At 63.5% G+C, this 25087-nt stretch carries 22 protein-coding genes and 1 pseudogene; 11 read left to right on the top strand and 12 right to left on the bottom strand.

Going from position 1 to position 25087, the window contains the following annotated elements:
• Nucleotides 1-156: 156 nt before the first annotated feature.
• From DS839_RS25620 to DS839_RS25600, 5 genes are read left to right on the top strand one after another with little or no spacing between them, the layout of a single operon-like run.
• Nucleotides 157-963, top strand: coding sequence for an ABC transporter permease (locus DS839_RS25620; RefSeq protein WP_368911918.1), 807 nt, complete (start codon nt 157-159; stop codon nt 961-963).
• Nucleotides 960-1769: an ABC transporter permease gene (locus DS839_RS25615; protein ID WP_119273333.1), complete on the top strand. Its 810-nt coding sequence runs from the start codon at nt 960-962 to the stop codon at nt 1767-1769. The genes DS839_RS25620 and DS839_RS25615 overlap by 4 nt, the downstream gene beginning before the upstream one ends.
• Nucleotides 1770-2852, top strand: coding sequence for an ABC transporter ATP-binding protein (locus DS839_RS25610; RefSeq protein ID WP_119273332.1), 1083 nt, complete (start codon nt 1770-1772; stop codon nt 2850-2852).
• Between the two features lie 13 nt (nt 2853-2865).
• A complete protein-coding gene (locus tag DS839_RS25605) occupies nt 2866-3642 on the top strand; it encodes a creatininase (RefSeq protein WP_119273476.1) in 777 nt (258 codons plus the stop codon).
• Nucleotides 3639-4415: a creatininase gene (locus DS839_RS25600; RefSeq protein ID WP_119273331.1), complete on the top strand. Its 777-nt coding sequence runs from the start codon at nt 3639-3641 to the stop codon at nt 4413-4415. The genes DS839_RS25605 and DS839_RS25600 overlap by 4 nt, the downstream gene beginning before the upstream one ends.
• Here DS839_RS25600 and DS839_RS25595 read toward each other — a convergent pair whose 3' ends face one another.
• From DS839_RS25595 to DS839_RS25550, 10 genes are all read right to left on the bottom strand, one after another.
• Entirely contained in the window at nt 4416-5117 is a 702-nt protein-coding gene (locus DS839_RS25595; RefSeq protein WP_119273330.1) for an SDR family oxidoreductase, read from the bottom strand.
• 8 nt (nt 5118-5125) lie between these two features.
• Nucleotides 5126-6421, bottom strand: coding sequence for a 4-aminobutyrate--2-oxoglutarate transaminase (gene gabT, locus DS839_RS25590; protein WP_119273329.1), 1296 nt, complete (start codon nt 6419-6421; stop codon nt 5126-5128).
• A gap of 104 nt (nt 6422-6525) precedes the next feature.
• Nucleotides 6526-6726 carry a hypothetical protein gene (locus tag DS839_RS25585; protein ID WP_119273328.1) on the bottom strand — a complete coding sequence of 67 codons (201 nt, stop codon included), beginning with the start codon at nt 6724-6726 and terminating at the stop codon, nt 6526-6528.
• Nucleotides 6723-8426 carry a hydantoinase B/oxoprolinase family protein gene (locus DS839_RS25580; protein ID WP_119273327.1) on the bottom strand — a complete coding sequence of 568 codons (1704 nt, stop codon included), beginning with the start codon at nt 8424-8426 and terminating at the stop codon, nt 6723-6725. Before DS839_RS25580 ends, DS839_RS25585 begins: the two co-directional genes overlap by 4 nt.
• A gap of 11 nt (nt 8427-8437) precedes the next feature.
• Nucleotides 8438-10462: a hydantoinase/oxoprolinase family protein gene (locus DS839_RS25575; RefSeq protein ID WP_119273326.1), complete on the bottom strand. Its 2025-nt coding sequence runs from the start codon at nt 10460-10462 to the stop codon at nt 8438-8440.
• Between the two features lie 30 nt (nt 10463-10492).
• Entirely contained in the window at nt 10493-11230 is a 738-nt protein-coding gene (locus tag DS839_RS25570) for a GntR family transcriptional regulator (RefSeq protein ID WP_119273325.1), read from the bottom strand.
• Complete coding sequence (locus tag DS839_RS25565) at nt 11227-12267, bottom strand: branched-chain amino acid ABC transporter permease (protein WP_368911917.1); 1041 nt, start codon at nt 12265-12267, stop codon at nt 11227-11229. The genes DS839_RS25570 and DS839_RS25565 overlap by 4 nt, the downstream gene beginning before the upstream one ends.
• Complete coding sequence (locus DS839_RS25560; protein WP_119273324.1) at nt 12267-13181, bottom strand: branched-chain amino acid ABC transporter permease; 915 nt, start codon at nt 13179-13181, stop codon at nt 12267-12269. The genes DS839_RS25565 and DS839_RS25560 overlap by 1 nt, the downstream gene beginning before the upstream one ends.
• Before the next feature lie 7 nt (nt 13182-13188).
• Nucleotides 13189-13944 (bottom strand): ABC transporter ATP-binding protein, encoded by a 756-nt coding sequence (locus DS839_RS25555; RefSeq protein ID WP_119273323.1) that lies wholly within the window; start codon nt 13942-13944, stop codon nt 13189-13191.
• 55 nt (nt 13945-13999) lie between these two features.
• Nucleotides 14000-15211 carry an ABC transporter substrate-binding protein gene (locus tag DS839_RS25550; protein ID WP_119273322.1) on the bottom strand — a complete coding sequence of 404 codons (1212 nt, stop codon included), beginning with the start codon at nt 15209-15211 and terminating at the stop codon, nt 14000-14002.
• A gap of 176 nt (nt 15212-15387) precedes the next feature.
• On the opposite strand from DS839_RS25550, the gene DS839_RS25545 reads away from it, so the two are divergent.
• Entirely contained in the window at nt 15388-16122 is a 735-nt protein-coding gene (locus tag DS839_RS25545; protein WP_119273321.1) for an ABC transporter ATP-binding protein, read from the top strand.
• 151 nt (nt 16123-16273) lie between these two features.
• On the top strand, nt 16274-17386 hold the full coding sequence (locus tag DS839_RS25540; protein ID WP_119273320.1) for an NAD(P)/FAD-dependent oxidoreductase: 1113 nt from the start codon (nt 16274-16276) through the stop codon (nt 17384-17386).
• 10 nt (nt 17387-17396) lie between these two features.
• Here the strand turns inward: DS839_RS25540 and DS839_RS25535 are convergent.
• Together DS839_RS25535 and DS839_RS25530 are read right to left on the bottom strand one after the other, a co-directional pair.
• Nucleotides 17397-18929 (bottom strand): annotated as a pseudogene (locus DS839_RS25535) (FAD-dependent oxidoreductase).
• 130 nt (nt 18930-19059) lie between these two features.
• On the bottom strand, nt 19060-20151 hold the full coding sequence (locus DS839_RS25530; RefSeq protein WP_368911916.1) for a LacI family DNA-binding transcriptional regulator: 1092 nt from the start codon (nt 20149-20151) through the stop codon (nt 19060-19062).
• A 191-nt stretch (nt 20152-20342) separates the two neighbouring features.
• Here DS839_RS25530 and DS839_RS25525 point away from each other — a divergent pair, with 191 nt between their 5' ends.
• The 4 genes from DS839_RS25525 (at nt 20343) to DS839_RS25510 (ending at nt 25064) form a co-directional block, all read left to right on the top strand.
• Complete coding sequence (locus DS839_RS25525) at nt 20343-21479, top strand: sugar ABC transporter substrate-binding protein (protein ID WP_438816549.1); 1137 nt, start codon at nt 20343-20345, stop codon at nt 21477-21479.
• 68 nt (nt 21480-21547) lie between these two features.
• Nucleotides 21548-23101 carry a sugar ABC transporter ATP-binding protein gene (locus tag DS839_RS25520; RefSeq protein WP_119273319.1) on the top strand — a complete coding sequence of 518 codons (1554 nt, stop codon included), beginning with the start codon at nt 21548-21550 and terminating at the stop codon, nt 23099-23101.
• Complete coding sequence (locus DS839_RS25515) at nt 23098-24078, top strand: ABC transporter permease (protein ID WP_119273318.1); 981 nt, start codon at nt 23098-23100, stop codon at nt 24076-24078. Before DS839_RS25520 ends, DS839_RS25515 begins: the two co-directional genes overlap by 4 nt.
• Entirely contained in the window at nt 24075-25064 is a 990-nt protein-coding gene (locus DS839_RS25510) for an ABC transporter permease (protein ID WP_119273317.1), read from the top strand. Before DS839_RS25515 ends, DS839_RS25510 begins: the two co-directional genes overlap by 4 nt.
• Nucleotides 25065-25087: the final 23 nt, after the last annotated feature.

Raw genomic sequence — 25087 nt, 5'->3', positions numbered from 1 at the left:
TGGCGTACCGCTCGCGCCGGAGTGCCGGCGCGAGCGGACGCCTTTGCGGCTGATATAATTGATCCGACCATGGCAGGACCCATATCCCATTCACCAAGGAATCCGGCGGCCCGCCGAGGGCGATCCCTGCCCTTCGCCTGGATCCTGGCCCTGCCCATGCCGGTCTGGCAGATCCTGTTCTTCGTCGCCGCCCTCCTGTTCCTGGTGGTCATGAGCTTCTGGTCGGTGCAGAATTTCCGCGTCACGCCCGACTTCACCTCCGACAACTGGATCAAGATCTATTCCGCCGGCTATTTCCGCGCCACCTATCTGCGCACCTTTCTCTATGCCGCCCTGGCGGCGGCGGTTTCGAGCCTGATCGCCTTCCCTTGCGCCTATGGCTTGGCCTTCAAGACCTCTGCCCTGATGCGCCGGCTGGTCGTCGCCAGCCTGATCATGCCCTATTTCACCAGCTACCTGGTGCGCGCCAATTCCTGGAAGATCCTCCTCACCGAACAGGGCGTCATCAACAGCGCTCTGGGTTGGATCGGCCTCGGCCCCTGGCCCATGACCAGCAATCTCTTCGCGGTGATGGTGGGCTATCTCACCCTCATCCTGCCGATCGTGATCCTCCTGCAGTATTTCAGCCTGGCGAATGTCGACCGAAGGCTCATCGAGGCGGCGCATAATCTGCACTGCGGGCGGATACGCACGGTCTTTCAAGTCATCATCCCAAGTGCCCGGACCGGGCTCGTCCTTGCCGCCACCTTCGCCTTCATCCTGTCCTTCGGCGACTTCGTGAGCCCGAGCTTCCTCGGCAACAACAAGCCGCCGACATTGAGCGTGCTCATGGTCGATGCGGTGAAATCGGGATCGCAATGGCCACGCGCCGCGGTGGTGGCCCTCACCATGGTGGGCACCCTCCTCATCGTCGCCTTCCTCGCCATGAACTTCGCCTATGGCGCCGAGAGGCGGCGCCGATGAAGCTCGATCGTGCTATTTCCGTTGCCCTCAAAGCCTATATCTTTATGGCGCTGCTTCTTGTCTTCGCGCCGATCCTCACGAGTTTCGTCTTCTCGTTCGATGCCAACAAATTCGCGGCCATTCCCTGGGGCGGCTTCAGCACGCAATGGTACACGGAAGCCTTCGCCGATCCCGACGTCGCCAAGGGCTTCCGCAATACGGTGATCGTCGCCGTGGCAAGCTCGGTCCTCGCCACCCTCATCGGCTTCACCGCCGCCTATACCGACTACCGTTACGAGTTCTTCGGCAAGAAGGCCTATCTGGCGCTCGCCTTCGTGCCGCCGACCATACCGGTCATCATCCTGGGGCTCGCGATGCTGGTCTTCCAGGCGCGCGTCGATCTTTCGGGCGGGCTGCATTCCATCGTCATCGCCCATGTCGTCTATTCCATCCCCTTCGCCATGGCGCTCATCCGCCTGCGGCTGTCGCAGATGAACAAGGACATGGAAGCGGCCGCCTGGAATCTCGGCGCCAGCCAGTGGCGGGCGCTCAGCGACGTCATCATTCCCTTCACGCTCCCCGCCATCCTCTCGGCGCTCTTCCTCACCATGGCGGTATCCTTCGATGAATATGCCATCGCCTGGTTCGTCTCCGGCTTCAACGAGACGCTGCCGGTGCGCATCCTGATGCTGCTGCAGCGCGAAGTGAGCCCGAAGGTCAATGCCATCGGCAGCCTGGTTTTCATCATCTCCATGACGCTCGTGATGCTCGCCCAGATCGTCTTCCTGGTGCGGGCGCCGGGCTCCGGCAAAGCAAAGGGGTCGTAAGTGCCTGAACCGCTTCTCGTGCTCGACGGCATCGTCAAGCGTTATGACGATCACACCGCCGTGCACCGGCTCGATCTCGATATCGCCGCGGGCGAGTTCATCGCCCTGATGGGTCCGTCCGGCTGCGGCAAGACCACCACCTTGCGCATGATCGCCGGCCTCGAGACGCCGAGCGAAGGCGAGATCCGCTTGCGCGGGCGGCGCATGAACGAGGTCAAGCCCTGGGAGCGCGACACGCCGCTCGTCTGGCAGAGCCTGGCGCTCTTTCCCTTCATGAGCGTCCTCAAGAATGTCGAATTCGGTCTCAAGATGCGCGATGTCGTAGGCCCCGAGCGCACCAGGCGTGCCATGTCCTGGCTCGAGAGGCTCGGCATCGCCAAATATCGCGACCGCAAGATCGACCAGCTCTCGGGCGGCGAACGGCAGCGCGTCGCCCTTGCCCGGGCACTCGTCACCGAGCCCGAGATACTGCTGCTCGACGAGCCGCTGTCGGCGCTCGACGCCCATCTCGTCATCAGGATGCAGGCGGAGCTCAAGCAATTGCAGCAGCAGCTCGGCATCACCTTCTGCTATGTGACCCACAGCCAGTCGGAAGCCTTCGCCATGGCTGACCGGGTCGCGATCATGGCCGAGGGCCGGCTGCAGCAAGTGGGGCCGCCGCGCGAGGTCTATCGCGCACCCGCCAACCGCTTCGTCGCCGAATTCGTCGGCGCCAACAACATATTGAGCGGGCGGATCGTCTCGCTGGCGAAGGGCCTGGCGGCCGTCGATACGCCTTTCGGAACGCTGCAGGCCAAGGCGGATCAAGCTTGTCAGGCCGGCGACCCGGTCGCCGTCGTCGTCAGCGCCGACCGGGTCACCGTCAGCGACGGCAAGGCCGAAGGCGAGAACGCGCTCGCCGGCACGGTCATCAGCGAGGAATTCGTCGGCGCCTTCGTGACGCTCCATGTCGATATCGGCGAGGACAAAAGCTTCCGCGCCCAGTTGCAACAGCATGCGCTCGAACCTCTGGGCGCGGTGCGCGGTAAGCGCCTCACCTTGCGCTGGAAACCCGAGCATACCGTCATCCTGAAAAACAAATGAATCTGGAGCCATGATGAGCGAGACCGTACTGATCTCTGAACTGCCCTGGACGGACTATGACAAGCGTTTGGCCCACGGACGCACGCCGGTGCTCCTGCCGGTCGGCGCGCTCGAGCAGCATGGGCCGCATCTGCCGCTCAATTGCGATACCGTCATTCCCTTGGCCGTCTGCGAAGGGGTGGCGAAGCGGATCGGCGCGCTGGTGGCGCCGCCTCTCGAATATGGCTACAAGTCGCAGCCGCGCTCGGGCGGCGGCAATCATTTCCCCGGCACCACCAGCCTCGACGGCAACACGCTGGTGCTGATGACGCGCGACATCATCCGCGAATTCGCCCGCCACGGCGTGCGCAAGATCGCCATCGTCGTCGGCCATACCGAGAATCTCATGTTCACCACGGAGGCCTGCGACCTCGCTTTGCGCGACCTCAAGGCGCAAGGCGTCACGGACATGAAGATCATCCATATGGGCTATTGGGAATTCATGACCGAGCCCACCATGCGCAAGGTCTTCCCCGACGGCTTCCCGAGCTGGAATCTCGAGCATGCGGGCGTCATGGAGACGTCGGTCATGCTCTATCTGCGCAAGAACCTCGTCGATTTCGGCCAGGTGCCGAAGCATCCGCCGGCCGATTTCCCGCCCTATGACATCCATCCCGTCGAGCCGCATCGCATCCCTGCTTCGGGCGCCCTGTCCTCGGGCCAGACGGCAACCGCCGAGAAGGGCAAATACATGTTCGATGAATATGTCGAGACCATCGCCGAGGCGCTGAAGAAGGAGTTCGCGCTGTGAGCGGCGGCGTTCTCATTTCCGAGCTCAGCTGGACGAGCTATGACGCGAAGCTGAAGCGTGACAATCCGGTCATCATCCTGCCCGTGGGCTCGCTCGAGCAGCACGGGCCGCATTCGCCGCTGGCGAGCGACACGATCATCCCGACCGAGATCGGCAAGGCCATTGCCGGAAAGATCGGCGGCCTGGTCGCGCCCGCCATCGCCTATGGCTATAAATCGATGCCGCGCACCGGCGGCGGCAACCATTTTCCCGGCACCACCAGCCTCGACGGCGACACGCTGGTCCGGCTCACCCGCGACATCATCTGCGAATTCGCCCGCCATGGCGCGCGCCGCATCCTCATTCTCGATTCGCATTATGAGAACGAGATGTTCCTCATCGAAGGGATCGACCTCGCTCTGAAGGATCTCAACTCCTGGGGCATCGGCGACCTCAAGGTGATGAAGGTGCGCTATTTCGAGTTCATCTCGGAGGCGACGCTCGCGAAGGTGTTCCCGGACGGTTTTCCCGGCTGGCCGCTCGAACATGCGGGCGTGATGACCACATCGGTCCTGCTCCATCTCAGGCCCGATCTCATCCATATGGACCGGGTGCCCAACCAGAAACCGGTCATCTACCCGCCCTACGATCTCTTCCCGGTCGATCCGGCGCAAGGCACGCAGACGGGAATCCTCGCGACCGCCAAGGGTGCTTCGCCGGAAAAAGGCAAGCTGTTGTTCGACGAATTTGTTGACGGCATCAGCGGCGCCGTGCGCGAGGCGTTCCGGCTCTGATCACCAAGGAATGACATTGCCCTGATAATCGAGGAAGCGGTGGCCGCTGGTGCCGCGCGCTCCTTCCACGATGCCGATCATGCCGGCGACGCTCGTCTCGGCATCGAGCGGCGCCTTCGCGCCGCCCATATCGGTCTTCACCCAGCCGGGATGGAACGAGAGGACGGCGAGCTTCCTGGCGCCGAGCCTCGCCACGAAGCTGCGGGTCAGGGTGTTAAGCGCCGCCTTGCTGGCCCGGTAGAGGTCGTAATCGCCGCCCTCATTGCGCGCCACGCTGCCGAGCTGCGAGGTCATGAAGACGAAGACGCCGGTACCCTCGCGCAGATTGCCGAGGAACGTCGTGGCGAAGCGGACCGGCGCCAAGGCATTGGTCAGCATCAGGGACTGGAATTCATCATCGCTGATCCGCATCGGGTCGTGATGCCGCGGTCCCATGATTCCGGCGTTGATATAAAGGACGTCCAGGCGCCGATCGCCGATCTCGGCCTTGAAGGCCGCGACACTGCTCTGATCGGCGATATCGAGGCGATTGATCGCGATGCGATCCGGCCTTTCCGTCTGGAGGCGAGCCAGATCTGGCGCGCCATCGAGATTGCGGACGGTCGCGATCACCTGCCAGTCGCGTTCGGCGAACTGGCGGGCGAGCTCGAGGCCCAGCCCGCGCGAGGCGCCTGCCACCAGAACGACCGGACGATCGGCCATGTCCTCTCCTATCGGGCCTCGCCTTGCGCCTGGCGAATTGCTGCTTCCAGACGGTCGAGCCCTTCATCCAGCAGGTCGAAGGGAATGGTGAGCGGCGGCAGGAGGCGCACGCCATTGCCCCTGATGCCGCAATTGAGCACCAGCAATCCCGAATCCAGGGCGATCTTGGTCACCGCCTTGGCAAGATCGGCGGCCGGGGCCCTTGTGGCACGGTCGGTCACGAACTCGATCGCCACCATGGCGCCGAGGCCGCGCACCTCGCCAATGGTCGGAAACTCATTGCCATTGGCCCAGGGCTCAAGCCGCGCCTTGATCCGCTTGCCGATCTCCTGCGCACGCTCGACCAGCTTCTCTTTCTCGATGACATCGAGGACGGCATGGGCCGCAGCACAGGCCAGCGGATTGCCGGCGAAGGTCGACCCAACGCCGCCCGCCGGGATCTTGTCCATGAGATCGGCACGGCCGGTGATCGCGGCAATGGGGAAACCGCCGCCCAAGCCCTTCGCCATGGTGACGATATCGGCGTTGACGCCTGAATGCTCCATCGCGAACATCTTGCCCGTCCGGCCGAAGCCGGTCTGGATCTCATCGGCGATGAGCAGGATGCCATGCTCATCGCAAATGCGGCGCAAGGCCTTGAGGAAGGGCACAGGTGCCGGATAGAAGCCACCCTCGCCCTGCACCGGCTCGATGAAGATCGCGCCGACGCGCGAGGGATCGGCCTGGACGCGGAACACCTGCTGCAGCGCTTCGAGCGAGTCCGCCACGCTCACGCCATGGAACGCGATCGGGAACGGCACGTGATAGATGTCGCCCACCAGGGGACCGAAGCCGGCCTTGTAGGGGACCGTCTTGCCGGTGAGGGTCATCGCCAGCAAGGTGCGCCCGTGAAAGGCGCCGGAAAAGGCGATCAGCGCCGAGCGCCCGGTGACCGCGCGCGCGATCTTCGCGGCATTCTCGATCGCCTCCGCCCCCGTCGTCACCAGGAAGGTCTTCTTGGGCACATCGCCCGGCACCAGCGCATTGAGCCTTTCGCACAAGGACACATAGTCCTCATAAGGCGTCGTCTGGAACGACGTATGGGTGAACTGGTCGAGCTGCCGCTTGACCCTTTCGACCACCGCCGGATGGCGATGGCCGGTATTGGTGACGGCAATGCCGGCGGCGAAATCCACATAGCGGCGGCCTTCGACATCCCAGAGCTCGGCATTCTCGGCGCGCTCGATATAGATGTCGGAGTGCTTTGCCAGCCCGGCGGGAATGGCGGCGCTGCGGCGCTCAGCCAGTGATGCGTTCGATCTCAAGGGTATCTTCCTTACGCTTTGGCCTTAGCGCGCATCCCGGCGAAGTGGTTTCACTTCGCCGAAAAGGATTCGCGCCCATTAAATGCTGGAGCAAATCCTTATCGCTAAAGTCGGGAGACTTTAGCGGGATTTGCTCTGGCACGACGCTCGTCGCGGTCCTTCTTCCAGTCGATGCACCAGGACGAGCAATAGACCCCATTGTCCGGGCCGCGCTTGGCCTCGCCAGCCTGCTCATAGATCAGCACGCCGCAATTGGTGCATTTCGTATAGCTCTCGATATAGAGCCCGTTCTGGGAGAACTTCATGACTTCGACTCCTCAAAGGAATAGTTGCGCTTGGCGAAGTCGCCCGTGATGTAGCCTTCGGTGAGATCGTCGCGCACGTGATCCTTCGGCCGCTTCTTGGGATCGCCATAGCCGCCGCCGCCCGGCGTCACCAGCCGCACCCGGTCGCCCTTGCGGATCGACACGTTGGAATAGCGGCTGGTCGACTTCTTGCCGTAGGCCTCGCGCATGGTCTTCCACTTGCTCTCGCCCGCCTTCTGCACCAGCGTGGCGCCGGTGCCGCCTTCGCCGCCGCCATTGAGCCCCCAGGGTGCGATCAGATGGCGGTCAGTCATCTGCGAGCAGATGATCTCCTTGTTGAGGCACAGCATCTGCTTGGTGTAGCCGACGCCGCCGCGATATTCGCCGGCGCCGCCCGAATCCGGGTTGAAGGCGAGGCTCTCGATGCGCCAGGGGAAGCGCGTCTCATAGACCTCGACCGGCGTGATGCGGCAATTGCCGTTGATCGAATCGACCGCGTCATTGCCATCGGCAAAGGCGCGCCCGCCCCAGCCCACGGCTTCGAGATCGTAGCAGGCGAAGAACTCGCCGGTCTCGGCATCGACGCCGCCGAAGACGAAGTTGCAATGGGTGGCGCCTTCCGCTGCCATGGTGCGGTTGGGCACCGCCTTCGACATGGCGCCCATGATGGCGCCGACGATGCGCGGATGGGTCTCGGTATTGCCGCCGACCTCGGGCGCCGGGAAGTCCACATTCACGATGGTGCCGGGGGGTGCGACGATGCGGATCGGCCGGAAGCAGCCGGAATTGCGCGGGATCGAGGGGTCCGTCATGTGCAGCACGGCGTTGTAGGCGGCCGACGTCGCCACACCGAGCGTCGCATTGATCGGGCCCGCGGCCTGGGGCGATGAGCCGGTATAGTCGACGATGATGTCGCCGCCCTTCTTGGTGACCTCGACCTCGATCGTATGCTTGCGGTCCTCCTCGATGCCGTCGCTTTCGATGTGATCGATGAAGGAGAAGCGGCCATCGGGCAACGCTTCGAGCTCGGCCCGCATGCGCCGCTCCGAATAGAGCAAGAGATCGCGCACCGTCTCCTTGACCTTCTGCTTGCCGTATTTCTTGAACACCTGGGTCATCTGCTTCTCGCCCAGATCGACGGCGGCGATGAGGGCGCGCAGATCGCCATAATTCACGCGCGGCGTACGCACATTGGCGAGGAGCAGCTTCCACACCTCGATGACGTCCTTGCCGCGCTTCTTGATCTTGACCGGCGGGATGCGGAGGCCTTCCTGGAAGATCTCCGTCGCCTCACCGCAGAAGCCGCCGGGCGCCATGCCGCCGACCTCGGCGATATGGCCAATGGCCACGGCGAAGCCCATGAGCTCGCCCTCGACGAAGATCGGCTTGAAGAACGTGTGCTCGGGCGTGTGCAGGCCGCCGCGATAGGGATCGTTGTGGAGGATGACGTCGCCCTCCTCGATCTCCGAAAGCGGGATCTCTTTGAGGCAGGAGCGCACCAGAAGCGGCATGCCGCCGATCTGCGCCGGGCAGTAATCGGCGACGGCGATCATGTCGCCGTCGAGGTCGGCCAGACCGCAGGTGAAGTCGAGCGCTTCGTTGAAGATGGTGGAATAGGACGTCTTCATCAGCACGATGCCCATCTCGCGGCAGATGGACACCATCGTCGATTCCAGGATGTTCATGGTGACAAGATCCATGATCGGTCTCCTTATGAGGCGATGAGGAGATTGCCGAAGCGATCGACAACCAGGTTCTGTTCGGGGCGAAGGATGGTGACCGAGGCGTTTTCCTCGATGACGGCGGGACCTGCGATCTTGTCGCCGTCCTTGAGATCCTCGCGGTTGAAGACCGGCACGTCGTGCCAGCCCTCCTCGTAGCGCACGCGGCGTTTACCGCGCGCCTCGGCCTTGCCGGTGCCCTTCGCCAGCGTCTTCATCGAGGGCTTCTCCGACACCGATATGGCCACGACCTTGAGATTGACGGTCTCGATGGTCTCGCCGGGAATCGAGAAACCGAAGCGGGCTTCATGTTCCTGATGGAAGCGGTCCCACAGATCGGCGACCGTCTTCTCGTTGAACTCATTGCCCGGGAAGGTCAGCTCGAGCTCGTGATTCTGGCCCAGATAGCGCGCCTCGATCGAGCGGTAGACCTCGATGCCCTGGGTATAGCCATATTGGGTCAGCTCATTGACGGCATTGTCGGCGAGCTCGGTCATGGCCGCGGTGGCGCGAACGGGATCGAAATATTTCGAGATCTGCTGCACGGTGCGGTGCCGGTCGACGCGGGCATCGGTCATGATGAAGCCGAAAGCCGAGAATTGGCCCGGATAGTTGGGGATGAGGCCCTTGGGGATGCCGGCGATATGCATGAGATCGCAGACATGGACGGGGCCTGCTCCCCCCGAGGCCAGAAGCGTGAAGTCGCGCGGATCGAGGCCGCGCTGCAGCAAGACCGCCCGAAGCGCGCCCAGCATGTTGTTATTGGCGATCTGCACCATGGCATAGGCCGCGGCATCGGGCGCCAGATTGAGCGCCTTGGCGACCTTCTCGACCGCGCGATGCGCCGCGTCGGCGTCGAGCTTCATCTTGCCGCCGAGAAAGTAGTCCGGATTGATGCGGCCGAGGACGACATTGGCGTCGGTCACCGTGGCATTCTCGCCGCCGCGACCATAGCAGGCGGGGCCCGGATCGGCGCCCGCCGATTGCGGACCTACCCTCAGCATGCCGCCCTTGTCGATCCAGGCGATCGATCCGCCGCCGGCGCCAATCGTGTGGATGTCGATCATCGGCACCTGGATCGGAACGCCCCATTCGATCTCGAAGCTGGTGGTGACATGCTCCATGCCGTCGACGACGGTCGAGCAGTCGGTCGACGTGCCGCCCATATCGAAGGTGACGATGTTGTTGATGCCGGTGAGGCGGGAAAGCGCCCTTGTCGCGACGACCGCACCCGTCGGTCCCGACAGCGTCATCTGCACCGGTGAAGCGGCGGCGCCGGCGAGCGTCGCCTCGCCGCCATTCGACTTGATGACGCCGACCCTGCCGCCGATGCCGATGGCATCGAGGCGCTTCTGCATGCGGCGGAAATTGTCGGAGACGACCGGCTTCAGATAGGCATCGGCAATCGTCGTCGAGGAACGGTCATATTCCTTCCATTTGGGCAGCACGTCATAGGAAATCGAGATCGGCATCGAGGGCATGACCTCGGCGAAGATATCGCGCACCCGCATCTCATGCGTCGGATCGATGTAGGAGAAGAGCGTGCAGATGGCGACCGCCTCGATGTCGCCTTCCTTCTTGATCTTCAAGGCCAAGTCGCGCACCGCCTTCTCGTCCAGCGCCTCGACGACCTCGCCCCTGGCCGAGAGGCGCTCGGAGACCTCGTGGCAGTCGCGCCGCTTCATCAAGGGCTTGGTCTTGATCCAGGTGATGTCATAGTGGCTGCGGCGGTCGCCGCGCTGGATGAAGGGCACGTCGCGAAAGCCCTTGGTGGTCACATAGGCGACCTTGGCGCCGCGCCGGGTCAGGAGCGCATTGGTGGCGATCGTCGTGCCGAGCCGCAGCTTGTCGAGCTTCTTCACGTCCTCGACACGCTCGAGGCCTTCGAGCACGCCATCGATCGGCTCGGCCGGCGTCGTCAGGTTCTTCCAATTGTGGATCTCGCCGGTCTTCGGGTCATAAGACACGAAATCGGTGAAGGTGCCGCCGATGTCGATGCCGATGATGTTCTGCATGATGTCTTCTCCTGAACTCAAACTTCCGCGTCACGTCTGCTTGGCGGGGCTCTTCTTCTCGTAGGCTTTGACGATACGCCCCCATGGGTCCTTGATATGGGTGACCATGGCGGCAATGGCTTTCTCGGGATCGCGCGTGCGCAGGGCCTCGACCACCGGCCAGTGATCGACGGCCGCGGCATTGAGGCTCTCGAAGCGGTGCTCGACCAGAGTGATCAGCATGCGCACCTCGGCATAGATGTCGTTGAAGGCGCGCGCGATATGGCGGCTGCCGGAAAGCTCGCAAATGCGGTGATGGAAGGCGATGTCGTTCTCGACCAGCGCCCTCTCGTCGCTGGCCGCGGCCGCCGCCACCATGGCGTCGACGATGTGCGCCAGCCCGTCGAAATCGCTGTTCGTCATGCGCGGCAGCGCCGCCCTGATCGCGGCACTTTCGATGCAGATGCGGAAGGTGAAGATGTCGTTCACATCCTCGAGCTCGAAATGGCGGACGAAATTGCCCTTATGCGGGATCGAGATCAGGAGGCCCCGCTCCTCGAGCTTGCGCACCGCCTCGCGGATCGGGTTGCGGCTGATGCCCAAGATGCGGGCGAGCTCGGCTTCGTTGATCCGCTCGCCCTGCTGCAGGCGTCCCGCCACCAGTTGCTTGAACAGGAAGTTCTCGACCTGGTCGACGAGGCTGTTGCGGTCGAGCGTCGTCGCCGCCGCCTGGTCGCGCAAGGCCTTCGAGCCCTGCGCATGAGATTTGCGGCCGTCATCCATCGTCATGTGACATCTCCAGAACCGGTTTGCCGGCTGAGGGATGGCCAGACGAATTCGCGGCCCTTGGTCAGGCCATCTCGGCGGAAAATCAGCACCAGCAGCATGACGACCGCAAGCACGACTTCCTGACTTCCCGCCGGGAGCGCCACTTCCCCGCCGCCGAAGGACATCCCCGCCTCCATGCGGCGCAGTATGTCGGTCACGAAGGAAATGACAACCACCCCCAGGACGGCGCCTGAGAGCGACTTCATGCCGCCGACCACCAGCATGGTGAGGGTGATGAAGGTGAGTCCTAAGAAGAACGTGTCGACCGAGATGGTGCCGAGGAAATGCGCATGGAGCACGCCCGCCATGCCCATGACAAAGCCGGAGAGGGTGAAGGCGGCGAGGCGCATCCAATAGACCGAGATGCCGGAGGCGCGGGCCGCCACCTCGTCCTCGCGCGTCGCCCGGAGCGTCAGGCCCCAGCTCGAAACCTGGAAGAGATAGGCGATGACCATGGCAAGGCCAGCGCAGGCGAAAGCGACCCAGGGCGTCACATAGGTGGGCAGGCCGACGATCGAGGCCGTGCCCATCGTCACCTTGTCCCAGTTGGAATAGACGACATTGAGGATGAAGAGCGCTGCCAAGGTCGAGATCGAGGCGGCTATCCCTGAGAGGCGCATGAGGACGAGGCCGACGATGAAGGCGGCGACCGCGGCGAGCGTCGCCGCGCTGATGCCGGCGGGCAGCACCGGATAGGTATGGCTGCGCAGGAACTCCGGCAGGCCCGACATGGTGATCGGTTTCAAGGCCGAGCAGCAGGTCTGCCAGGCCGTGGCATAGGCGGCGATCGCCATGAAGGCGACATGGCCGAAGGAGACGACGCCGGAATTGCCGATGAAGATGTAGAGGCCGACCACGGTGACGATCTTGATCAAGCCCTCGGTCACCGAGCGTTCGACCGAGATCGAGCCGAACTGTTCGGCGAGGAACACGATGAGCGCCAGAGGCAGCAGAAGCCCGAGGATCGGCCAGGCCTGTTTCAGCAGACGCAAGGCCATCATACCCGCTCCCTCGACGCGCTCGAGGGGATGAGGCCCTTCGGATAAGCAAGCAGGATGAGGATGACGAGCGCAAAGACACCGGCATCGCGGAAGGGACGCAAGTCGGGCGGCAAATAGGCCTGGAGCAGGACGCTCGCCACACCGACCAGGAAGCCGCCGAGAGCCGCGCCGGCAAGCGAGCCCATGCCGCCGATGACGGTGGCGAAGAAGGCATAGATAACCGGCATGATGCCCATCCGGATGTCGAGCGTGCCGGTCTGGGCGACGAGCAGCAGCGAGACGGTGCCGGCGAGGAAGCCGCTCAAGGCGAAACCGAAAGCGATGACCTTGTTGGCCTTGACGCCGAGCAGGCGCGCCATCTGGAAGTTCTCCGCCGCGGCCCGCATCTGGATGCCGATCGCGGTCTTCTTGAGCAGGATGACGAAGCCGATGAGCAAGGTCACGGTGGTGATCATGGTCACGAGCTGCAGGCCCGGGATGCGTACGCCGAAGATGTCGATGGCCTGGGCGAGCGATGCGCCGATGGCGACCGATTTCGGCCGCCCGGTATGGACGAGCATCAGCGCATGCTGGAGGAAATAGCTCACCGCGAAGGACGAAATGAGAAGTGTCGCCGGATTGGCGTTGCGCAAGGGGCGAAAGGCGATGCGCTCGGTGAGCAAGGCGGCGATCATGCAGGTGGCGAGGACCGCCGCCACCATCAAAGGCCAGGGTAAAGCGCCGAACAGCAAGGGCGGCGTCACGCTTGCGGTCGGCACCACCAGCGAATAGGCGCCGATGGTGAGATAGTCGCCTTGCGCGAAATTGATCAGCCGCATGATGCCGAAGACGAGGCCGATGGCGAGCGCCACCAGGGCATAGAGGCTGCCAAGCGCCGCGGCATCGAAGAGGACCTGGATGAAATTCAGCATCGGGCCCTCAGATCAGCTGGCCGTGATCGGACTTGGTGCCGAGATAGGCGCGTCTGACCTCGGCATTGGCGCGCATCTCGGCCGGCGTCCCCTCGGCCAGGCTCTTGCCGTTGTCGAGAACATGGACGCGCCGGCAGGCCCCCATCACCACTTGCATATTGTGCTCGATCAGAAGCACGCCGCAGTCGAACCTGTCGGGTATCTCGGCGATGAGCCGCATTAGCGCATCGCACTCCTGGTCGTTCATGCCCGAGGCCGGCTCGTCGAGAAGCACATATTTGGGCGACAAAGCGAGCGCGCGGGCGATGCCGATGCGGCGCTCATCGCCATAAGGAAGACTGCCGGCCAAAAGGTTCGCCTTGCCGGCACAGCCGATCCAGTCGAGCAGCGCGTCGGCCAGGGCGCGCGCCGCCTTGCGCTTCCGGCCCGAGCCGATCCCGGCGACTTCGAGATTCTGGCGGACGGTGAGATCGCGGAACAGGCGCGCCGCCTGAAAGCTCCGCGCCACGCCGGCGCGCGCCACATTGCGGGGCCCGAGACCGCTGAGCGAGCGGCCGTCGAGCGTCACATCCCCCGAGGTCGCAGCCTGGAAGCCGGTCAGCACGTTCACCATCGTGGTCTTGCCGGCGCCATTCGGTCCGATGAGGCCCAGGACCTCGCCGCGCTTCAGCTTCAGGTCGACGCCTTTCAGCGCCTTCAGGCCGCCAAAGGCGACATGCACGTCGCGTGCATGAAGGCCGCTATCCTGTGCAACCGTGCTCATCAGTCCCGTCTCCGAACCGGCCTGCCGCTGTGCACGGCAGGCCGATGCGCTTGCCTCAGTTGCCGACGCGGAACAGCAGTTCCATCGAGGGCGTGAAGCTGTTGCGGTAGATTTCGACCGCGTGGAAGGACTCGTTCTCGACCTTCATGATGAGCCAGGGACGCGCCGTCTGGATGTGGAGCTCGGGCGTGTAGGAGGTCGGCCCGACCAGGAAGGGCTGGTCCTTGTAGCTGTTCATGACCTCGAGCACCTTGTCGGAGTCGGTGCCGCCGGCCTGCTTGACCGCATGCGCCCATTGCTCGATGAGGCTGTAGCCCAGCACCGAATAGGACGACACTGGCGCCTCGCCCCAGCGCGCTTTGTGGGCTTCGACGAACTTGTTCATCTCGGGCCGCGGGTCATCGCCATAGAGCGACATGAAGGCGGCGAGATAGAAGTTCTTGAGGCCAGGCGCCGAATTCAGCCAGTAATTGTCGACCATCGCGGTGTTGGCGAGGATCGGCAGGTCGACGCCGGCGGCACGGATCTGGCGCACCGCCGAGGCGCCGCCCGGGGTGAAGCTGCAGACGAAGACGGCGTCGGGCTGCGGGTTGAGGCTCTTGAGCCTGGTGATCTGGGCGGCAATCGAGGGGTCGTCATTCTTGAACGTGTCATCGCCGAGGATCGAGGCCTCGCCGCCGCCATTGATCCAGGCGGCGCGGAAGCCGGCGCAGGACGACTTGTTGTATTCGATCGTCAGGTCTTCCAGCACATAGGCCGTCTTGAGGCCGAGCTTCTTTTGCGCCCATTCGGCAATGGCGATGCCTTCCGACTGGGCGGCGCTGTTGGCGGTGAAGGCATAGGGGCCGACACCTTGCACGCCCATCTTCGGATCGGCGGCGCACAGGCTGATGGTGATGATCTTGGCCTGGTTGCCGGCGAGCGCCGCGGGCGCACCGAAATCATAGTCGCAGGAGACGACCAGGAGATCGACGCCCGCCTCGACGAGTTCGGCGCCGGCCGTCGCCGAGCGCTCGCGCTCGGTTTTGGTGTCGATCACCTTGTATTCGATCTTGCGGCCGTTGAGGCCGCCCGCCTTGTTGATCTCCTCGATCTGCATCACCGCCGCCTTGAAGGGCGGGCCGTCATAATTATGCAGCCAGCCGGATTCGGCGATGGCGAAGCCGATCTGGATCGGCTTCTCCTCGGCTTCAGCCGCGAAATTCAGCGAGAACAGCGCCGTGCCGAAAATGGCCGCGGCGCGAAGGGTCGATCGGAAAGAGATCATATCTGGCTCCCTGCCGGCACCCCGGGCGGGGCGCCATTTCTTGTGTTTATCAGTCTTCTGTAGACTGTGGACAGAGGACAGGCTAGTTTTTAGATCAAGACTTGTCAAATGAAACGAGTCCGAAAATGAACATTTGATCCGTGGACAAACGGGTCCGCCGGCGCCAGGGAGAGGAAATGCTGAAGGTTGAAGAACTTAAGGTCTCTTACGGGCGCGTCTCGGCGATCAAAGGCATCTCGCTCGAGGTCCAGGAGAATGAGGTCGTCTTCCTCATCGGGCCGAATGGTGCCGGAAAATCAACGCTCCTCAAGACCATTTCCGGCCTGCAGCGGCCGGAAGCGGGATCGATCGCCTTCGAAAACGCGGCGATCTCAGGTCAGGCGCCTGAGGAGATCTGCCGGCGCGGCCTCGTCCTCGTGCCCGAGGGCCGGCATATTTTCGGCACGCTCAGCGTCGCCGAGAACCTGTCGCTCGGCACCACGATCCGCGACGACCGCCAGCAGATCCGCGCCGATCTCGACGAGGTGCTGACCCTCTTCCCGATCCTGCGCGAGCGCTACAGCAGCACTGCCGTCTATCTCTCGGGCGGCGAGCAGCAGCAGCTCGCCATCGCCCGCGCCATCCTGCAGAAGCCGCGGCTCATGATGATCGATGAGCCGTCGCTCGGCCTCGCCCCTCTGGTCATCGACCAGGTCTACGACGCCTTGCGCAAGCTCAACGCCAAGGGCATGACGCTCCTCGTCATCGAGCAGTCGACGGCACGCGTCGCCGACCTCGCCTCGCGCGTCTATGTCATGCGCAACGGCAGGATCGTGCTGCATGAGACGAAGGCCTCGCTCGGCGACGGCACCGCGCTCACCGAGGCCTATTTCGGCGACGCTGGACATGCGGCCGAACAGCGTGTGCACTAAGCCCCAACTCGTCATGGCCGCCCTTGAGGCGGCCATCCAGCCCATCCATGCAGCAGCTGTATGGCGTCGAGCCTGGATGGCCGGGTCGGGGCCCGGCCATGACGAGTGGGGAGAGTCTGGCTCACATTTCTGGCGAGGGTAGTCTAGTCGCGTGGATAGAATCGACTGCACCGTCATCGGCGCCGGCGTCATCGGCCTCGCCGTCGCGCGCGCTCTAGCGCTCGCTGGCCGCGACGTGCTCGTCATCGATGCCGCTCAAGGCATCGGCACGGAGACGAGCTCGCGCAATTCGGAAGTCATCCATGCCGGCATCTATTATCCGAAAGGCAGCCTGAAAGCGCGGCTCTGCGTCAGGGGGCGTGACCGGCTCTATGCCTATGCCAGGGAGCGCGGCATAGGCCATGAGCGCCTGGGCAAGCTCATCGTCGCCACCAGCGATGATCAATTGCCAAAACTCCGGCAGATCAGGGCGGCGGCCGAGGCTTGCGACGTGCATGATCTCGTCCTTCTCGACCAGGCGGCGGCCCAAAAACTGGAGCCCGAGCTTGCCTGTGTCGCCGCCCTCTCCTCGCCCTCGACCGGCATCATCGACAGCCATGCGCTGATGCTGAGCTTTGAGGGCGATGCCGAGGCGAAGGGCGCCGTCTTCGCCTTCGAAACGAAAGTGGAAGGAGGCCGGATCACGCCCGAGGGCATCGTCCTGCGCACGGTGACGGGTGATGGGACGGCTTATGAATTTTTATCGCGGAGCGTCATCAACGCGGCGGGACTCGGGGCGCAGGATGTCGCCGGCAAGCTCAAAGGCTTCCCGGCGCAGCATATTCCGCCGCTCACTTTCGCCCGCGGCTGCTATTTCACGCTCACCGGCAAGGCGCCCTTCTCGCGGCTCATCTATCCCGTCCCCGTCGATGGCGGGCTCGGCGTGCATTTGACGCTCGATCTCGGTCATCAGGCGCGCTTCGGGCCCGACGTCGAATGGATCGACCGTATCGACTACACGCTGGATGAGCGGCGCGGCCAATCCTTCTATGCCGATATCCGCCGCTACTGGCCGGCCCTCGCCGATGGCCGGCTGCAGCCCGGCTATACCGGCATAAGGCCAAAACTTTCGAAACAAGGCGAGCCTGCCGCCGATTTCGTGATCTCAGGCCCCGCCGATCACGGCATTGCCGGTCTCGTCAATCTCTTCGGCATCGAAAGCCCCGGTCTCACCGCGAGCCTTGCCATCGCGGACGAGGTCTCGGCCAAGCTCGCTTCTGACTAGCGCCGGTGCATCAACTCACGCCGCGCTCCATTGCCAGTTCGGCCTCCAGGCTGTCGACATCCCGGAAGATCGAGGCAACCGCCACGCTGCGCCCATCATTCTTGAAGCGGAGAACACAGTCTCTGGATGCGATCTCGCCCTCGATTGCGATCTCGTCCCATTTGACGGCGTGACCCACATAGTTGATCGATAAATCGTAATGCTGGCTCCAGAAAAACGGAACGGCGGTAAATTTCTCCTGATATCCGAGCATATTGCGTGCTGCTGTTTGTCCTTGCCGCTCCGCAACGACCCAATGCTCGACCCGAATGCTTTCTCCACTGTGAGGATCGGGCCAGCGTGCAATATCGCCTGCCACGAAAATATCCGGCACAGTCGAGGCAAGAAAAGCATCGGCGATGACACCTCCGTCGATAGCCAGTCCGGCTCGCTCAGCGAGGTCGATCCTCGGCTAGACGCCGACACCCGCAACCACGAAGTCGGCACTGAGGCTATGACCGCTCCCCAGCCTGACCTGCAGACCGTCGATCAGGCTGACCTTGTCCTCGAGGTGGAACACTACTCCATGCTCCTCATGCAGTGCGCGAATGAACTCACCCATCTGGGGCCCGAGAATGTGCTCCATCGGTCGCTTTTCCGGAGCGACAACATGAACTTCGATGTCACGCGCCCGCAAAGCCGCGGCAACTTCGAGCCCGATGAAACTCGCGCCGACAACGACAGCTCGCCGCGCCCCTTGGGCATGCCGGATGATGGTGCGGCAGTCCGCAACAGAGCGCAGTGTCAGAACGGGCAATCGATCGGATCCGGGAACCGACAACCTGCGAGGCTCAGCACCTGTCGCGAGCAGCAGACGATCGTAGCCGATGCTGCTCCCGTCTCCGAGCGCAACGTCCCGCGACCGCGCATCGATGTCGACCACCTTCGCGTCAAGCCGTAAATCGACATCGTTCTCGGAATAGAAGGTCTCTGGACGAAGCGGCAGCCAATCCTCGGGCGCGCTGCCGGCGAGATAATCCTTCGAAAGATTCGGGCGGTCGACCGGCGGCGCGCTGTCGGCGCTGAGCATCACGAGACCGCCCCGATACTGCTCCCGCCTCAGCATCTCGGCGGCGGCAAATCCCGCCGCGCCGCCTCCGATGATTACGATCCTCTCCGGGTCCGTCCTTCGCGGCCTCTTCCGGCGCGGCTCCGGGCCTGCCGATGGACGCCTTCGCCTGACGTAAACCTTGCCGTCACTGTGATCCACATCCCAGCATCCAAGCGGGCTCAGCGCCGGCGGGCCGATGGCTTCGCCTGTACGCAAGTCGAAGCGGGCATGATGCCAGGGGCATCGAACCGTGTCCCCGACCAGTATCCCCTCCGCCAACGGGCCATGGTAATGCGTGCAGTGGGCATCGACAGCGAGAAATTCCTCGCCACGCCGGACCAGCAACACTTCTTTCTTGCCGACATGCCCGGCAAGGCAGCCGTCATCGGGAATGTCGCTCACAGGAACTCCAAGCGCAAAATCCGGGCCGACAGGAGCGGTATCGTCATTCATCGGAAAGACCTCCAAATGGGCGACGCGTGTCGAGATTCCTTCTCTATTTTACGGCAAATGCCTCAGGCAGACGAAAGTTATTGGCATTTCAATGCAATAATTTTGCTGCGATCAACCTGCAGCGGATATTCTACGTGGCCGGACCGGTTGAAATCGAGCGGGAGAGTTTCCGGCCAGCAGCGGACGCCGATGGCTTTGTGCTGGCGCGCAGGCTGAGCTTGAAGCCGAGATCGATGCGCGACGCCGACGGCCGCTTGCCCGATCCGCGGATGATCTCCAGGATGATCTCGGCGCTGAGCCGGCCCATCTCGTGGCGCGGCACGGCGATGGTCGTCAGCGCCGGATAGGCGCTGGCGGCGAATTCGAGGTCGTTGAAGCCCACGACCGACAAGGCGTCGGGAACGGCGATGCCGCGGCGGCCGCATTCGAACAGGACGCCGAGAGCGAGGTCGTCATTGCCGCAGAACACCGCCTCGAGGTCGGAGCGGCGGGCGAGCAGCGTCTCGAAAAGCTCGGCCCCCAATTTCACCGTAGATGGCAGCGTGCTCCATTCCATCAGGCTCTCGTCATGGAGGCCCTGCTTCTTCATCGCATCGACATAACCCGCCACGCGATTGCGCGTGCGTGAATCGAGCCGCGCCGCAATGATGCCGATCCGCCGGTGACCGAGATCGAGCAGGTGCCGCGTCGCGAGTCCGCCCGCCTCGAATTGCGAGATGCCGATATTGATGTCGACCGGTCTGTCGGTCAGCCCCATGGTCTGGATGATGGGGATGCCGGCATGTTCCAGAAGCTCGCGGGCATAGGGTGTCTGGTCGACATCGGTGAGGATGAGCGCTTCCGGGCGCTGGCCCAAGAGCGTCACGATCGCCTTCTCTTCCTCGAGCGGCGAATAGCGGCTGTTCAGCACCATGACCTGGAAGCCCTTGGGCTGGAACATGTCGTGCAGGGCGCGCAAATAATCGGCGAAGACGCCATTGGTGAGCGAGGAGACGACCACGCCGATGACATTGGAGCGCGACGAGGCGAGGATGCTGGCCGCGCGATTGGGAATGTAGGCCAGATCCTTGATCGCGGTCTCGATGCGCTCGCGCAAGTGCGGCGAGACCATTTCCGGCCGGCGCAAGGCGCGCGACACCGTGACCGCGCTCACCCCGGCACGAAGCGCTACATCCGACAATTTGCTGCGCGGCCGGCGCTGCTTTCGCGGCATATGCATCATGCTCCCCTCATATCTTTACCTTCAGGCAATCGCAATTGACAGCGCTTTCATCATATAATACCTTCATGCTGGCTCCGATGGCCGGACCGACCTCTTTTTCGCTTGCCGCAATAAGAATAATCACCGGGCCGTCCCCCCACCGAGAGCTTTTAAGCCAACTCGAGAATGGCGTTTGGGAGGAACCATCCATGATCTCTACAGTGAAAAGGGCGTGCCTTGCTTCCATTGCGGGAGCGTTCTCTCTGAGCCTTGCCTATACGGCCGCATTGGCCGCCGGACCTGAAGCCGTCGCCGGCCCCGCCTCGGAGCCCGATTGCTTCGTGCCATGGACGGACCAGACGAAGTTCTACAAATACCCGAAGAAGGACGGTCCCTATCGCATCGCCCTGGCCAATGGCTATATCGCCAATACCTGGCGCATCCAGATGATCCAGACCGCCAAGGCCTATGCGGCGCAGCCCGATGTCGCCGCCAAGCTAAAGGAATTCAAGGTCGTTTCGACCGGCGAGGACGTGCCGGCACAGATCTCGGCGATCAACAACTTCATCGACTCGGGCTATGATGCGATCGTCGTCAACGCCCAAAACCCAACCGCCTTCGCTCCCGTCATCAAGCGCGCCAAGGAGGCCGGCGTCGTTCTCGTCGCCTTCGACAACATCCTCGACACCCAGGATGCGATCAATGTGAATGTCGATCAGAAGGGTTTGGGCGTTCTGTGGGCGAACTGGCTCGCCAAGCATCTGCCCGATGGCGGCAAGGTCCTCGAAGTGCGCGGCGTCGCCGGCACCTCGGTCGACACCGACCGCCACAACGGCATCCATGAGACGCTCGACGCCACCGGCAAGAAGTGGGAAGTCGTCGAAGTGCTCGGCAAATGGGACGACCCGACCGCCCAGAAGGCGACCGCCGACGCGATCGCCGTGCACAAGAAGTTCGACGGCATCACCGCGCAGGGCGGCGACACCGGCGTCGTGCAGGCGATGATCGATGCCAAGCATCCCTTCGTGCCCTTCGGTGGCGAGACCGAGAACGGCTTCCGCAAGTTCTGCGCTAAATTCGCGGGCGAAGGCCTGAAATGCTCGTCCGCCGGCACGGGTCCTGCCCAGGTGGCGGTGGCGATAAAGACGGCCATCGCCGCACTTGAAGGCAATGTCGTGCCGCAGTCGGTCAAGCTGCCGCTCGCCATCGTCGAGGACCCTAACTTCAAGGACGGCCAGGACTTCTTTCCGGACCAGTCTGATAACTTCTTCGTCGGCAATTCCTTCCCCACCTGCGGGATCAATTTCTCCGCGCAGGAAATCATGGGACAGTCGAAAGAGAACCAGTAGAACTCGTTTCGATCTCTGCGCCGCGGCTTGCATGCCGCGGCGCAGGATTCCGATTGCTGGAAGGTCCCATGACGAGTCAGGAAACCGCAACGGCGCCCCCGCTGTTCAGCATGTCGGGGATCTCCAAATATTATGGCGGCGTGCGTGCGCTTGAAAAGGCCGAGCTCACCGTCATGCCCGGTCGCATCCACGCCATCCTCGGCGAGAATGGCGCCGGCAAGTCGACACTTATCAAGATCATGGCCGGCGTCGTCGCGCCCGATGAAGGCCGCCTCCTTCTCGATGGCCGCGAGGTGAGTTTCGCATCGCCCGCCGCAGCCGCCTCTTCCGGCATCGCCTGTGTTTTCCAGGAACTGTCGCTGATCCCGGATCTGAGCGTCGCCGATAATATCTGCATCTCCAACCCGCCGCGCCGTTTCGGCCTGATCGACCGTCAGGCGCAGCGCGTCATCGCCGGCGAAGCGCTGGCGCGCGCCGGCGCCGACGACATCCATCCGCGCACCCTGGTGAAGGATCTGCCGCTGTCGCGCCGCCAGATGGTGGAGATCGCCAAGGCCCTCGCCCGCAAGCCGCAGATTCTGATTCTCGACGAGGCTACCTCGGCCTTGACGGCCGGCGACGTCGCTAAGGTCTTCGCCGTCCTGAAGAGATTCCGCGCGGAGGGCATGGCGCTCCTCTATATCTCGCATCGCATGCATGAGATCGCCGAGCTCGCCGATGAATGCACGGTCTTCCGCAACGGCCGCAATGTCGCGACCTATAAGGCCGGCACCCGCAGCGAGACCGAAGTGGTCGAGATGATGATCGGGCGCGAATACAAGAATGTCTTTCCCGCGAAGCCCGTGCATGTTTCCCGTCCTGAACCGCCGGTGCTCGAATGCCGCGATCTCGGTTGGGACGATCGCCTGCGCAATATCTCGCTGACGGTCAGCGAAGGCGAGGTCGTCGGCCTGGGCGGTCTCGATGGCCAGGGCCAGCGCGATCTGCTGCTCGCTCTGTTCGGCGTTTTGCGTGGCACCACGGGAGAGATCCTCATCGATGGCAAGCCCCAACCCATCACCGGTCCGGCCAAGGCCTGCCACGAGAGTATCGGCATGGCGCTCATTCCGGAGGACCGCAAGACCGAGGGTCTCATGCTGCCGATGACCGTGCGCGAGAACCTCTCCATCGCCGCATTCGACCGCGTGGCGCGCCGCGGCATCATCGACCGCGACAAGGAGGAGGAGCTCATCGACGGGATGGTGCGCCTGCTCGACATCAAGACCGCCGGTTTAGACATCCCGGTCGGCGCTCTGTCGGGCGGCAATCAGCAGAAAGTCGTCATCGCCAAATGGCTGATGCGCAGTCCGCGTTTGATCCTGCTCAACGACCCCACCCGCGGCATCGATGTCGGCACCAAGCAGGAGCTCTATGCGCTGCTGCGCCGCCTCGCCGATCAGGGTGCTGCGATCCTGTTCTATTCGACCGACTATGACGAGCTGATCGGCTGCTGCGACCGCGTGCTCGTCCTTTACAATGGCAGCGTCGTCAACGAGCTCTCGGGCGACCGCCTCACCGAACGCGCGCTGGTCGCCAGCGCCCTCAATGTCGATCAGGCGCGGATGAAGGAGGTCCGCATATGAAGGAATGGCGCTTCTGGCTGGCCGAGCAGCGCCAGACTTTGATGGCGATCGGCATCTTCGCCGTCATGTTTGCTATCTATGTCGCCAATCATCCGGCGGGCTTCACCGCCAATGTCGTGCAGACCGCCGCCAATAAGAGCGTGCTCCTCGCCTTCGTCGCGATGGCGCAGACCCTGGTGGTGATCACCGCCGGCATCGATCTCTCCGTCGGCATGATCTTCATCCTCACCAACTGCCTCGCCTCCTGGCTTGTCGTCGGCGGGGCCGGCGCAACCACGCTGGGCGTGATCGCGGTGCTGGGCTCAGGTCTCGCCTGCGGCATCCTCAACGGGCTGATCGTGATTTATGGCCGGCTGCAGCCGATCGTCGCCACCATCGCCACCGGGGCCGCCTATTTCGGGATCGCTCTGCTGCTGCGGCCCTACCCTGGTGGCTCGGTGAATGAGGGCCTGGCCGACGCCTTGACCGGCAAGTTGTTTGGCGGCATCCCGGCGAGCCTCGTTGCGCTCGCTGCCGTGGTGCTGGTGGTCTGGGTGCCGTTCAGCCGTTCGGTGCTGGGCCGCGCCGCCTATGCCTCGGGCTCGTCCGAGCCCGCGGCCTATATGTCCGGCATGCCGATACGCCGGGCGAAATTCCTGGCCTATGCGCTCGCAGGTCTCCTCGCCGCGATCGGCGGCCTTTTTCTCACCTTCTTCACCTATACGGGCGAGGCCGCTTATGCGAGCGGCAATGCCTATACGCTCTTCTCCATCGCCGCCGTGGTGCTGGGAGGTGTATCGCTCTTCGGCGGCAAGGGCAGCGTCATCGGTGCGATCTTCGGCGCATTCGCCTTCCGCACCATCGGCGATCTCCTCTTCGTCTTCGATTTCGACCCGCTATGGCAGCCGCTGTTCCAGGGCGTAGTATTGCTGATCGCCGTCAGCCTCGGCGCCTTCGGCTTGTTCCGTGTCCGCAATCGGCTGGAGTGGTTCGGATGAGCGATATCACTGGAGAACGCGGGATGGAGCGCCGCCTGCCGAAATTCTTTCGCCGCATCGATCCGGCGGTCGCCACCGCTTTCGGTTGCATCCTGCTGCTGCTCGCCGTGGGCAGCATCTATTCGACGAGCTTCCTGTCGGTCGAGTATCTTCTGCAGCAATTGAAGGTGGCCTCGTTCCTGGGCGTCATCGCCACCGGCATGATGATCGTCATCCTGCTCGGCCAGATCGACCTGTCGGTGCCTTGGTCGGTGGCCGTCGGCGGCATGATGGCCTGTGCCGCTGCCGCTTTCGGTCATGTCGGCGAGGTGCTCGCCATTCCCTTCGGCATCCTGTGCGGCATGGCGATCGGCCTGGCCAATGGCGTTGGCGTCGCCTATCTGCGTATCCCATCGATGATCATCACGCTCGCCACCAACGCGGTCGCGCAAGGGCTGATGGTCGTCTATACCGGCGGCTTCTCGCCCCAGGATTCAGCCACAACCGCGATGCGCTACATCGCGACAGGCTTCCTCGTACCGGGCGTGCCCAATGCGGTGATCATCTGGGCGCTGATCGGCGCCGCGGCGGTCTTCGCCTTGACCCGCACGACCTTCGGCCGCAGCGTTTATGCGATCGGCAATCGCGAGCGCGCCGCCTACATGTCCGGCATCGACACGCGCCGCGTCGTCTTGATCGCCTTCGTCGTCTCAGGCGGGCTCAGCGCCTTTGGCGGCGTGCTGCTCGCGGGCTATGCATCCAAGGCGGCGCAGTCGATGGGCGACACCTATCTCCTGCCTTCGATCGCCGCCGTGGTGCTGGGCGGCACGTCGATCCTCGGCGGCCGCGGCTCCTATCTCGGCACCGTGGCGGGCGTCATCCTGATCACGCTCCTGCAGTCGATCCTGTCGGTGATGCAGATGCCGGAGGCGGGGCGGCAGATCATCTATGGCGTCGTCATCATCGCGATGCTCCTGCTCTACGGCCGGACGCCGGCGAACCGCTAGCGGTTCCTGATTGGAGCTTGACT

This window comes from Taklimakanibacter deserti, from assembly GCA_003574785.1.
The sequence above is the reverse complement of the archived record's forward strand: the minus strand, read 5'-3'. Positions and strand labels throughout refer to the sequence as shown.

What these genes read in the sequence shown, in the direction of transcription:
- DS839_RS25620 (WP_368911918.1), top strand. Translation starts at nt 157, where the DNA reads ATGCCGGTCTGGCAGATCCTGTTCTTCGTCGCCGCCCTCCTGTTCCTG.
- DS839_RS25615 (WP_119273333.1), top strand. Translation starts at nt 960, where the DNA reads ATGAAGCTCGATCGTGCTATTTCCGTTGCCCTCAAAGCCTATATCTTT.
- DS839_RS25605 (WP_119273476.1), top strand. Translation starts at nt 2,866, where the DNA reads ATGAGCGAGACCGTACTGATCTCTGAACTGCCCTGGACGGACTATGAC.
- DS839_RS25595 (WP_119273330.1), bottom strand. Translation starts at nt 5,117, where the DNA reads ATGGCCGATCGTCCGGTCGTTCTGGTGGCAGGCGCCTCGCGCGGGCTG.
- DS839_RS25585 (WP_119273328.1), bottom strand. Translation starts at nt 6,726, where the DNA reads ATGAAGTTCTCCCAGAACGGGCTCTATATCGAGAGCTATACGAAATGC.
- DS839_RS25580 (WP_119273327.1), bottom strand. Translation starts at nt 8,426, where the DNA reads ATGGATCTTGTCACCATGAACATCCTGGAATCGACGATGGTGTCCATC.
- DS839_RS25575 (WP_119273326.1), bottom strand. Translation starts at nt 10,462, where the DNA reads ATGCAGAACATCATCGGCATCGACATCGGCGGCACCTTCACCGATTTC.
- DS839_RS25570 (WP_119273325.1), bottom strand. Translation starts at nt 11,230, where the DNA reads ATGACGATGGATGACGGCCGCAAATCTCATGCGCAGGGCTCGAAGGCC.
- DS839_RS25565 (WP_368911917.1), bottom strand. Translation starts at nt 12,267, where the DNA reads ATGGCCTTGCGTCTGCTGAAACAGGCCTGGCCGATCCTCGGGCTTCTG.
- DS839_RS25560 (WP_119273324.1), bottom strand. Translation starts at nt 13,181, where the DNA reads ATGCTGAATTTCATCCAGGTCCTCTTCGATGCCGCGGCGCTTGGCAGC.
- DS839_RS25555 (WP_119273323.1), bottom strand. Translation starts at nt 13,944, where the DNA reads ATGAGCACGGTTGCACAGGATAGCGGCCTTCATGCACGCGACGTGCAT.
- DS839_RS25550 (WP_119273322.1), bottom strand. Translation starts at nt 15,211, where the DNA reads ATGATCTCTTTCCGATCGACCCTTCGCGCCGCGGCCATTTTCGGCACG.
- DS839_RS25545 (WP_119273321.1), top strand. Translation starts at nt 15,388, where the DNA reads ATGCTGAAGGTTGAAGAACTTAAGGTCTCTTACGGGCGCGTCTCGGCG.
- DS839_RS25530 (WP_368911916.1), bottom strand. Translation starts at nt 20,151, where the DNA reads ATGATGCATATGCCGCGAAAGCAGCGCCGGCCGCGCAGCAAATTGTCG.
- DS839_RS25520 (WP_119273319.1), top strand. Translation starts at nt 21,548, where the DNA reads ATGACGAGTCAGGAAACCGCAACGGCGCCCCCGCTGTTCAGCATGTCG.
- DS839_RS25515 (WP_119273318.1), top strand. Translation starts at nt 23,098, where the DNA reads ATGAAGGAATGGCGCTTCTGGCTGGCCGAGCAGCGCCAGACTTTGATG.
- DS839_RS25510 (WP_119273317.1), top strand. Translation starts at nt 24,075, where the DNA reads ATGAGCGATATCACTGGAGAACGCGGGATGGAGCGCCGCCTGCCGAAA.